A 12,124-nucleotide genomic window follows, 5' to 3' on the forward strand; every position below is an offset into this window, starting at 1 on the left:
CTCCCTAACCTAACTTTCATAATCCAAATAAGATTAGTTGTCGTATTGACAGGTCAAATGACCCAAAAAGCCCGCTATGCAGCGGGCTTAATTAGCGTTATGACAGTTTACCGAATTCCGGCTCTACATAGAGTGATACAACCTAAAATTTTCTATGTATGAACTGCAATTAGACGACTATTTGCTTACTTTCGCTCGAACTTCAGTGAGCTTGTGAGCAATGCGATTAACCCCTTCATGCGCGAATACTTCGTCGAGATTCATCGACAGTTTACGACGCCAGTTTGGATACTCATCGACCGTGCCAGGAATGTTAACTGGCTTGTCCATTTCAAGCCAATCTTCCAGCTGGACACTGAGCAGTGTCGAAGAGCCTGCTGCAACATGAAGTTGAAGTGCTTCCGCTAGGTAAGAATCCATTGGCACATATTGCGCATCACGTCCCACACCTTCTGGTAGGTAACCATGCCATGCCACTGAATCAAGGATTCCTTGCTTACACTCTAGACGGTCAGCGAACAGACCTTTGAGCTGCTCTGCGTCAGGATATAGGCCAAGTTCTTCACCCATTTTAAGGTCTTCACAATGCCAGAAACCACGTAGCGTTGGCATATCGTGAGTACACAAAGCAGACATAGATTGCTCTGCGTAATGAGCAGGTGAAATAAAGCCGCCGTCATCTTCTGAAGTTTCAAAGAAGAATACCTTGTATGAGTGAACGCCAGCGTCGCGTAGAATCTCGACGATTTCATCAGGCACAGTACCTAAATCTTCGCCAATCACACTACATTGATAGCGATGCGACTCTAACGCCAGAATCGCTAGCATGTCTTCCACTGGGTAGTAAATGTAAGCGCCTTTAGTTGCGTTTTCACCTTTAGGAATCCACCATAAACGTAGCAGGCCTAACACATGGTCAATACGCAGTGCGCCACAGTGCTTCATGTTCGCGCGTAGAAGCTTGATGTATGCATCATACCCAGTCGCTTGCAGCACTTGTGGATTCAGCGGAGGTAGTCCCCAGTTTTGACCAAGTGGTCCAAGGATATCTGGTGGAGCACCGATGCTTGCATCCATGATTAGGTTGCCATCATCCGCCCAAGTTTCTGAGCCTGAATCCGCCACACCCACAGCCAAGTCGCGGTATAAGCCCACTGACATGCCTTTCTCTTCAGCCAAAGCTTGCGCTTCTTTAATCTGAGTATCGGCAACCCACTGTAGGTACATATAAAGATGAACTTGATCTTGGTTTTGTTCGATAAAGCTTTGCACCGCACTGTTTTCAAACTTACGGTACTCTTCAGGGAATACAGGCCAGCCCCAAACATTAGAATCTTCAGCGTGCAGTTTAGCGTGAAGCGCATCAAACGCCGCTTGATGAACTAAGCTCTCGCCACCCTCTTCAACGAAAGCCAAGAAAGTTTGCGCTCGCTCTGAATTTTTATCTAAGTGACGCTTCTTAAACTCAGTAAATAGCTGAGGAAGAACACTCATTTTCAGATCAGAAACTTCGGTGTAGTTCACCCAGTGTGACTCGCGTGCTTTTTGCAGACGTTGTTGGAACTCTGCACTGCCCACTTTTTGCTGCGCTTCAATGCTTAGCGCGAACTCAGGTACAGAACTAACGTCAATGTACATGATGTTTAGCCAGCGGCGCGAAGACGGGCTGTATGGGCTCGCCCCTTCTGGGTTTGCCGGGAACAATGAATGAATTGGGTTTAAGCCAACAAAATCACCACCGCGTGACGCGATATCGGCAACCAGCTGTTTAAGGTCACCAAAATCACCAATACCCCAGTTATGCTGAGTGCGAAGAGTGTAAAGCTGAACACTTGGCCCCCACATTTTCTTGCCGTTTAAGATGCCATCTTGTTTGAAACACGCTTTCGGCGTCACAATCAATGTCATCTCATAAGGGGCTTTACGACGTTTACGAGTGATAGTCAGCTTGTGATAACCCCAAGCGATATCTCTCGGTAATGCAAACACTAAAGGGCCACCCTCTTTGCGCTCATCGCGTACGATTTGCGATTGAAGATAGCCTTCAAGTACCTCTCCCTGCTCAGTATCTAAGCGCCAGCTAAACTCACTTTCACGAGCACTCGTTCCTAGATTCAGTGCCACTTCGACAGGTTCACCATCGCGGACAACCAGTACTGGGTCTAGCACATCTTTCTTGTGCTTTTTCTCTGCTGATTTCAGAAGAGTTTCATCATTTGTCGTGTCATAGCCTAAAGACGCAAGTAAGTGACGAATGGTTTCGTCTTCAACTTTAGCTTCATCTCCCCACGCGCTAACGTAGCTGTCGGCAATTCTCGCCATTTCAGCGACTTGTTTTAATGCGTTATCTTGTTTCATCGCTCTCTCCGAAGGACTGCTAATACCTTCAAAATGTAGGGTTATTAATCATTATAAAAAGAGTAGAGCCAAGGCACATGGCCTTGGCTTTTTTAATCAATTAGCGCTTAACAGCTTCTAATTTCCAAATATTGTTCACGTAGTCTCTAATTGAACGGTCAGAGGTGAACTTACCAACCAAGGCGGTGTTCAATATGGCTTTCTTCGCCCAACCCGCTTGGTCTTTGTATTGTTTGCCCATATCTTCGTGTGCTTGAACATAAGAAGCAAAGTCAGCTAAACATAGGTATGGGTCACCGCCATCTAGTAAGCTATCGAATGTAGCGCGAAGTAGACCAGGTTGACCTGGGGTAAACTCTTCGCCCGCAAGTAGGTCAAGCGATGCTTTCAGTAGAGGGTCTGCGTGGTAGTAGTCGTAAGGGTTGTAACCTTGCGCTTTCACCGCTTGCACACCTTCAACGTCTAGACCGAAGATGTAGATGTTTTCGTCGCCAACTTCTTCACGAATCTCTACGTTCGCACCATCCATAGTACCGATAGTTAGTGCACCGTTTAGCGCCATCTTCATGTTACCCGTACCTGATGCTTCTTTACCCGCTAGCGAGATTTGTTGCGAAACGTCAGCCGCTGGAATGATGATTTCAGCCATGCTTACGCGGTAGTCTGGGATGAATACCACTTTCAGCTTGTTGCCAATGCGCGGATCATTGTTGATCTTCTCAGCAACCTTGTTCACTGCGAAGATGATCTCTTTCGCTAGGTGGTAGCCTGGCGCTGCTTTCGCTGCAAAGAAACACACGCGTGGCGTGCATTCAAAACCAGGTTCATTGATGATGCGGTGGTACAGAGACAAGATGTGTAGCAAGTCTAGATGCTGACGCTTGTACTCGTGCAGACGTTTGATTTGAACATCAAAGATAGCATTTGTATCTAGCTCGATACCCATGTTCTCTTGAACCCAATCAGCAAGGCGCTGTTTGTTTTGCTTCTTAACTGCCATGAATTCTTGTTGGAACTTAGCGTCAGTTGCAAACTTAGCAATACCTTCTAACTGCTCAAGTTTTGCTGGCCACTCGCTACCAATTTTATCAGTGATCAGCTGAGACAGACCTGGGTTACAGAACTTCAACCAACGACGAGGTGTTACACCGTTTGTTACGTTAGTCAGTTTACCTGGGAAGATTTCGTTAAACTCAGGGAATAGGTCTTTCTTCACTAGCTCTGAGTGAAGCGCTGCTACGCCGTTGACTTTGTAAGAACCGATAACACAAAGGTTAGCCATGCGAACCATGCGGTTGAAACCTTCTTGGATGATAGACAGCTTCGCTTGCTTCTCACCATCACCAGGCCACATCTTACGTACTTCTTGTAGGAAGCGGTGGTTGATTTCAAAGATGATTTCCATATGACGAGGTAGTAGGCGCTGAATCAGCGACTCTGGCCACGTTTCTAGTGCTTCTGGTAGTAGCGTGTGGTTAGTGTAGGCAAAAGTATTTGCACTGATGTCCCACGCTTTATCCCAAGATAGACCTTTCTCGTCGATCAGGATGCGCATTAGCTCTGGGATAGCAATTGTTGGGTGCGTATCGTTAAGTTGAATTGTCTCTTGCTTAGGAAGATCAGCCAGCGCAAAACCTGCTTCTTCATGACGACGTAGAATGTCGCGTACCGATGCTGCCGAGTGGAAGTACTGCTGCATTAGACGCAGAGTTTTACCTTTCTCGTGGTTATCATTCGGGTACAGAACTTTAGTAATGTTGCCCGCATCAATCAGAGCGTGCTGCGCTTCAAAGTAGTCGCCGTTGTTAAAGCTCGCTAGTGAGAATGGTGCAATTGCCTGACATTCCCAAAGACGTAGCGGATAAACCGTATCTGACTCGTAACCCACGATTGGTAGATCCCAAGGCATTGCTTTTACGCTCATACCCGGTACCCATTTACGAACTTCTTTACCGTTCTCATGTGTTACTTCGACATGACCATAGAAGCCAATTTCTTGCGCAAGTTTAGGACGCGCGACTTCCCAAGGGTAGCCTTCAACACCGCGCCATGCGTCTGGTGCTTCTTGCTGACGACCTTCTTCGAACGATTGTTTAAACAGACCGTATTCGTAGTGTAGGCCGTAACCTACTGTTGGATATTCTTGTGCAGCACACGAATCCATAAAACACGCTGCCAAGCGGCCTAGACCACCGTTACCCAGTGAAGGATCACGCTCTTCTTCAAGTAGATCCGTTAGGTTTTGACCTAGCTCCGCCATCGCATCAGTGATTTGGTCGTATAGGCCCATGCTGATCAGGTTGTTACCTGTTAGACGACCAATTAGGAATTCTAGAGATAAGTAGTTAACACTTTTTGCGTTTTTGATTTTTGGATCTTGCTCGGTCTTAAGCAAGTCAAACGTTGTTAGTTCAGCAAGCGCTTTGCCCATGGCTAAGTACCACTCACGCGCTGTCGCTGTCTCTTCAGTCTTAGCGTAAGTTGCTGAAAGGTGCTTTTTCACATCAGCTTGGAAAGTCGCTTTATCAAAATTTTTCTGTTGCGTAGGTTTCATTAGAGAAATCTCACTTATTGGTTCTAATCCATCTGTGCCATATCGTGCATTGACATGAACAGCAAAACATCCTCCTACAACACGGCAATTTGGGAGGAGGACGAAGGGCGTAGAGGGCGTATTACCAAGGGCTCAGTGATCTAACTCTCATTTAAATTCAACATCGTCTGAGCTCTGGTGATAGGGATCACACCATCAACGCATTTAACCTATAACTGATGTATTAAAGATATGTGTAGAGGAACATAGTCAATTGAACAATATGCATACTCGGTCACAATAAGATTTGCTAGACGATGCAAATTACATGCTTTTTGGTGCAAGTGGGTGATCAAATCCCATTATCCACCCCACCAATAAGTGACAAGAATCACAAAAATAGGGCGTAGTTAGCATCAAAATGTGAATTACGCGAAAAACCCGCCGTCGATCAATAACTGTAGCGATTATTCTCAAGTAACATCCTTGCCAATAAGCTTAATTGCACAATATTTGCTCAATTACGTACCAAGCTGATTGGAATTACGTGATTCTCTAAATATAGGGCACGGCATAGGGACAAAAAGATGTGGATTCCTTCGAAATTAACTCGCCCGGCTCGCTTACATAATGCGATTGTCCGACCACGAGTACTAGACCTTCTTCAACAAGCTCCATTTTACAAACTGGTCTTGTTTAGATCTCCTGCTGGCTATGGAAAAACCACGATGGCCGCCCAATGGCTATCAGATAAGTCACACGTAGGCTGGTACAGTATTGATGAGAGCGATAACGATTCATTCCGCTTCATCAACTACCTGCTACAAGCGCTCAATAAAGCGACGGATGGCAGTTGCCCGAATTCACAAAAGCTAGCGGAAAAGCGTCAATTCTCGTCGCTTCACTCATTGTTTGGCGAAGTCTTCACGGAAATGTCGAACTTCCATCAAGAGTGTTACTTGGTGCTAGACGACTACCACCTAATTTCAGAAGATGAAATTCACGAAGCGATGCGCTTCTTCCTCAAACATATGCCAGATAACGTCACTTTGGTTGTAACCAGCCGAGCAGCTCCACCACTTGGCACCGCTAACCTTCGTGTTCGCGATCTGATGATCGAAATTGGCGACGAGTTACTCGCGTTTGATACGGAAGAGACCACTCGATTCTTTAACCAACGAGTCGCGGACGGCATTGACGATGCGACGGCAAGTAATCTAAGAAACTATGTTGAAGGCTGGCCATCAGCATTGCAACTTATCGCTCTGCAAGCCCAGCACCAGCATAAAACCTTAGCTCAATCAGCGGAATCCTTCTCTCAGTTTAATCACGCTCATCTATGGGATTACTTGGTTGAAGAGGTGTTTGATCTTCTCGACAAAGAAACGCGTCAATTCTTACTTCAATGTTCGGTATTGGATCATTTCAATGATCAGTTGGTATGTGAGCTGACAGAACGTGAAGATGCCCTTAGCATGATTGAATCACTAAACCGATTCGGCTTGTTTATTCACCCACTAGAGGGCGAGCAAAACTGGTATCGCTTCCACAACCTGTTTGCAGAATTCCTAGCTCACGAGCGTACCGCGCGTATTCCTCAACAAGAGAAACAACTTCATCAGACAGCAGCAAAAGCATGGTTGAAACTCTCATCACCTCATCAAGCATTGCGTCATGCTCAAGAAGCCAATAACAGCCAACTGACAGCGGATATCTTAAGCCAGTATGGTTGGAAGATGTTTAACGGCGGTGAGCTAATTACGCTAGAAAAGGCGATCAATACCCTCACACCTGAGCAACTTTATAGCGAGCCTAAACTCTGCATGCTGCAAGCTTGGTTGGCTCAGAGTCAGCATAGATATAACGACGTCGGTGACTTATTGTCGAAAGCCGATGAGCAAATGAAGCAACTAAACATCGTTTTAAGTGCTAAGGAGCAGGGAGAGTTCAATGCTCTGCGCGCTCAGGTTGCGATCAACCAAGATGAGCCTGAGAAAGCGCTTGAACTTGCTGAGCTGGCACTTAGCCAAGTAGACAGTACGGTTTATCGCAGCCGCATCGTTGCTACCTCTGTGGTTGGTGAAGTTAACCATGTACTCGGGCATCTAAGCCGCGCCCTGCCTATGATGCAGCAAACCGAAAAACTGGCTCGCCAATATCAGGTCTATCACCAAGCCTTGTGGGCAATGCTTCAACAGAGTGAAATTCTGATTGCTCAAGGCTATGTTCAAGCGGCGTACGAAGTTCAAGATAACGCTTTCAAGCTGATCGAAGAACACCAATTACAGCAAGTGCCTCTGCATGAGTTTTTGCTTCGCGTCCGAGCGCAAATTCTGTGGTGTTGGAACCGCTTAGATGAGGCAGAAGAGTGTGCCTACAAGGGTTTACATGTTCTAGGCGACCACAGTCCAAGTAAGCACTTACATAGCTACTCAATGTTGGCGCGTATCGCGATTGGTCGTGGTGAACTCGATAAAGCGGGTAAGTTTATCGAGCAGATTGCTCACTTACTTAAACAATCTACTTACCATGTTGACTGGACCGCCAACGCATCACTTTCGCTGATTCTGTTCTGGCAAGCTCGTGGCGATCTAGACTCCATTCAACAATGGCTTGAAACCACAGTACGTCCTGAAACGGCATGCAATCACTTCACTCAACTGCAGTGGCGCAATATCGCTCGCGCGCAAATCTCGCTAGAGCAATATGCAGATGCGGGCAAAACACTTGAATTCTTACAGCAACAAGCGCAAGAAAACGAGTTGTTGACTGATACCAATCGAAACTTGATTGTTGAAGCGGTACTTGCCGTTTCTCAAGATGATGAAGAAACTGCACGTGAACACCTAAAACGCGCGTTGGAGTTAACCAATCAAACCGGTATGTTGGGCAATTTCCTCGTTGATGGCGCCAAGATTGGCCATATCTTAGAGAAACTTAACCAAAAAAGTGAACTCGGCGACTTAGAGCGCCATCGCGCACAACAGTTGCTTAAAGATATTTCGACTACTCAGCGCAGCAGCTCCGTTCACTTTGATGAAGAGTTTGTTGAGAAACTCGTTAATCACCCAAATATCCCAGAACTTGTTCGTACGAGTCCGCTTACTCAGCGAGAGTGGCAGGTGCTTGGGCTGATCTACTCTGGGTTTAGCAACGAGCAGATTGCTCAAGAGCTCGATGTCGCTGGCACTACAATTAAAACGCATATTCGTAACTTATATCAGAAACTCAATATTGCGAACCGTAAGGAAGCGATTAGAACCGCTGAAAATTTACTGCAATTGATGGGGTATTAGATAAATTCAATTCCCAAAGACGGGTCATAATGTTCAAAAAAGCCAACAGCATTTGCTGTTGGCTTTTTTAGTTATAAGGACTTAGCCTCTATTTCAATCTTCGCATTCCACGACGGTTCATTGCGATCTTTTTTGACTATGCCTTTATTGATCAGCCAAGTCACTGCCGTATCGGTCTTATTCGCTCCCGGGAAATTCGTTTTGCTGATCAATTTACATGTATCAAACGTACCTGCTGGAACAGTGACTCTCTCTTTCCCAAGATATGTTTCACTGTAATCAAATACTGACTTATGCCACGCATCCGTTATCGCACTCAGCGCTATTTCGGTATCTGCTGTACGCAATCCGTGAGTAACCAGTTGAGCCGGAACTGTACTAGTATCAAATACGGCAGTTAATGGCGCATTAATTGCCCTTGCATGCGCTTTTTCAACTCCAAGCTGTTTAGTCTTGTGAGCAACCGCCGTTGGCAAACCAACCTTAGCGATGCCATGTATTCGTTCATCGTGTTGGTTAAAGCCTTCTTGTCCTAGGTAGTGTTCAGGTGTGCTATACGCATACTCGTATCCTACTAGCGCACCCTGTAAGTCAAGTTCACTCACTTTAGTTTTTTCTAACCTGCCCGCCCAATCTGAAATCCAACTTGGCAGCCCTGTGACATTGGTAACATCATCGAGCCATGAGAAATTATTACCGAGATACTCCGAATGAAATTGCAATGAAGTTGGTACGCCACCTGTAAAGGTGCGTGAGACATCATAAACAATTTTGTCGCCTATCGTTTTTTCATAACCAGCGTCTGCTAATGAATCTAAACAAGCTTGTAAGTTTAACGGCTGAGAAGATCTATCTAAGATGAACTGCTGTGTTGTACTATCAAAAACGTACTCTTCTCGTGTTGAGGCTGAAGGAATGTACCAAGTATTACGTACAAAGCCTTCCGCCACTGATAGATAAGACTTACGGTCTTTTGGGTTCACCGCAACCTGACTTGCAACATCAATGATCGTTGCCGGCATAGACACTTCGCGAAGTTGGACACCATTGACAACAATATCACGCCACTGTCCAGCCTCAGGCAATAGTTCTAAAGGTTCGTTATACCAAGAGTAGAAGTAGTATTTTACCTCACCTCCATCAAGCAATTGGGCTCGGATACCTCCTCGCTTCATCGCCCCGAATGGAACCAACCCGTCAACATTAAACGTACCACTCCTGTCTGATTGATCCACTACTTTAGTTTGCTCAAGACTGGTGAGCCACTTTTCTTGATTGTCTTTAAATACAGAAAAACCGTTGCAAGAATTATTCAGTTCAACATAGCGGTCTTCGCCTTTACAGCCTTTTCCTTTGTAAAATGAGTAGTAACCTTCAATACTCTTGGTTAGAGACTGTTTGTACATCACCGTATTGTCAGGGAACACTAGATCGGCAGGCAAAGTATTTGACCAAGCACCACTACTATCAACCTGCTTCACTATTGAGCGAACATTAACGCCGCTTACATCGATTTTCATTATGCTAACAATATCGCTCAAGACGGAATCAGCCGAAGTCAGTTTGATTTTGTGATTGTCCAGCACCTCAATCTTTTCGATAGCAGCATTTTCACTTTGCCAACCATTGTTCGCCAATACCATTTGTAAACTCGGTAGCTTCTCTGCCGCTAATACAAAATCACCAACTGTATAGTCATAGACTTTGCTACTTTCTTGAATACCGCCATCACTTCTAAACTGCACCGAACCAAACTGCAATGTCATCGGTTTATCTGCGTGAGTTGTACCGGCTAGCCAATGAATTCCTTCCTCGTACAACTCCTTGGCGTGGTTGATTATGACTCCTTTTTTCTTAGCTTCATTTTCTTTGATTTTGTCACTTAAGTTGTTTTTATCGAGATCGATATTCTCTCGTTCGATCTCAGTAGCAATTGTCTTAGCATCAAACTGACCTGCATTGTTCGATATATCTGCGACAACATTTTCAAGTACCATGGTCACTTCTTCGACAATCAATGAAATCAGTTCATGCTCACTGATTCCTGCCCCAGCGCTGACCTCTTTTAGTGAATCAGTTTTCGACGCCATAATACTCGCCGTAACTTGGGCGATCTTATGCAACTTCTCATAGACTGCTTTATCTGTACTACTCAACTCAACCGAGTTTTTTGCAGCAATATAGTCTTTGGTTACGTCAATACTCGTACCAATTTTTTGCTGAACTTTGGACTTAGCCTCTTCTATTGAACTGCCTTTTTCCATCTCATTTTGGAGCATAGTTGTCAGTGGACTAATAAAATCTGATCCAGGTGGTGCGGTCAAATTATAGCCTTGGGTTAAAACCACTCCTGGATTGTCTGAGTCGATTGTTTGTCCTGCGACCACCTCGATCAATAGTACGCCTTTTGCAATTTGCTCAGCGGAAAGCCCGGTAAGCGTAAATTCACCATTGTCTCCTGTGACGGCATTCGGTTCTGAAGATTCACAAACTTTATTATTATTTAAGTCTAAGCAGGCATTGGCGCCAATAAGATAGCCATCCGCTGCACGTGCGGTCAATGACGAGGAGTTGGCAGAGCTAGACGTAGAACTGGTACTAGCCGAGCCTGAATCTGAACCTCCGCATGCCGTTAATACAACGGCTATAGCAAGAGCGATCGAAGAGTGCTTTAAGACCATAAACTGTCTCCAAATGTTGCGTATTTATCCATAAAAAGCAGCAACTCACAGCTAACATTACAAAAATGTGCATTTGAGTTATTGCAAATACGCGCACAACGTATCAGTTCACAACCTGAATAAATGCCAGATATCTCATAACTTGATGCGATAATTTTCTTAGAGAATTAACTCTATTTCATAAATGCGAGCCATGGTAAAAGCAGCCAAGAAACTAACTAGAAATGTCTTAATAAATAGACAATAAGATCAGTACAATATGTAACAACACATTAAAAAATATGACTTTTTTCACTTCTCATCTTAAAGCTTCGCGATTAGATTAACTGTTTTAGTAGTCTAAGCTGATAATAAGATAACGGGAGGCTCATGTGACAATTCCAGAAATTGCATTCAACCACCGTAAGGCAAACAACGCGGAGTTAGAGATCTTTGAACTAGAGAGCCTCTACCAGAGAGAAGGACTACGTCACGATCCAACTGAACCTCACCGTGTCTCATTTTTTGCTTTGATTTTTGTTCAAAAAGGCACTGGTATTCACCATATCGACTTTAAACCATACCCTTTTAAACCAGGTTCAATTCTGTTCGTCCAACGTGAACAAGTTCAGGCTTTCGATTTTAGTCAACAACCGAAAGGCAAAATGCTGATTTTCACTCAAGCATTTCTCGACCAAGTCCATATCAATATGCGCTTGCCTAATTACACGCCCACACATTTAAATCCACACCACTCTCCTCTGCTCGATCTCGACGCAAATAGTAAAAGCCGAATAGATATATTGGTAGAACAGATGCAACTAGAAATGGGGCAGCCTAAACCTGATCCATTAATCGTTATGTATTTGTTTTCGGCCCTCGCGCTCATTTTACATCGGTTAAGACCTGAAGTACCTCAGGATAAGTTGTCTGACGAACAAAGCGCTAAGTTTGCGCGTTTTTTCGAACAACTTCAGGCCAACTTCCACAAAACACGTGACGCCAACTGGTACGCGCTTCAACTAGGAACAACCTACAAAACGCTCAACCTCACCTGCAAATCAGCAACGAACTTAACGGTAAAGCAATTAATCGACGCATTTGTCATTGTCGAAATTAAACGTCGGTTAGTGGTGAACCAAGCTACATCTCAAAACCTTGCCTATGAATTTGGCTTTGAAGATGCAAGCAACTTCGTAAAGTTCTTTAAGAAGCACAGTCAAATGACACCGAGTCAATTTGCTAAGTACCACACGACTCCAAAATTGTGACCGCAT

At 44.8% G+C, this 12,124-nt stretch carries 5 protein-coding genes; 2 read left to right on the top strand and 3 right to left on the bottom strand.

What is annotated here, in order from left to right; genetic code table 11:
- Window positions 1–177: 177 nt before the first annotated feature.
- Together malQ and IX91_RS22495 are read right to left on the bottom strand one after the other, a co-directional pair.
- Window positions 178–2,358, bottom strand: coding sequence for a 4-alpha-glucanotransferase (gene malQ / locus IX91_RS22490; protein ID WP_004743946.1), 2,181 nt, complete (start codon window positions 2,356–2,358; stop codon window positions 178–180).
- Window positions 2,359–2,458: 100 nt separating this feature from the next.
- A complete protein-coding gene (locus IX91_RS22495) occupies window positions 2,459–4,912 on the bottom strand; it encodes a glycogen/starch/alpha-glucan phosphorylase (protein WP_004743947.1) in 2,454 nt (817 codons plus the stop codon).
- Between the two features lie 566 nt (window positions 4,913–5,478).
- Between IX91_RS22495 and malT the strand changes: the two genes are divergently transcribed.
- On the top strand, window positions 5,479–8,187 hold the full coding sequence (gene malT / locus IX91_RS22500) for an HTH-type transcriptional regulator MalT (RefSeq protein ID WP_004743948.1): 2,709 nt from the start codon (window positions 5,479–5,481) through the stop codon (window positions 8,185–8,187).
- A gap of 71 nt (window positions 8,188–8,258) precedes the next feature.
- On the opposite strand, the gene IX91_RS22505 is transcribed toward malT, so the two are convergent.
- Window positions 8,259–10,868, bottom strand: a complete 2,610-nt coding sequence (locus tag IX91_RS22505; RefSeq protein WP_004743021.1) for a hypothetical protein — start codon at window positions 10,866–10,868, stop codon at window positions 8,259–8,261.
- A 371-nt stretch (window positions 10,869–11,239) separates the two neighbouring features.
- Between IX91_RS22505 and IX91_RS22510 the strand changes: the two genes are divergently transcribed.
- Window positions 11,240–12,118 (top strand): AraC family transcriptional regulator, encoded by an 879-nt coding sequence (locus IX91_RS22510; protein WP_004749158.1) that lies wholly within the window; start codon window positions 11,240–11,242, stop codon window positions 12,116–12,118.
- The last annotated feature ends 6 nt before the right edge of the window (window positions 12,119–12,124 follow it).

The organism is Vibrio tubiashii ATCC 19109 (assembly GCF_000772105.1).
Classification (GTDB): Bacteria; Pseudomonadota; Gammaproteobacteria; order Enterobacterales; family Vibrionaceae; genus Vibrio; species Vibrio tubiashii.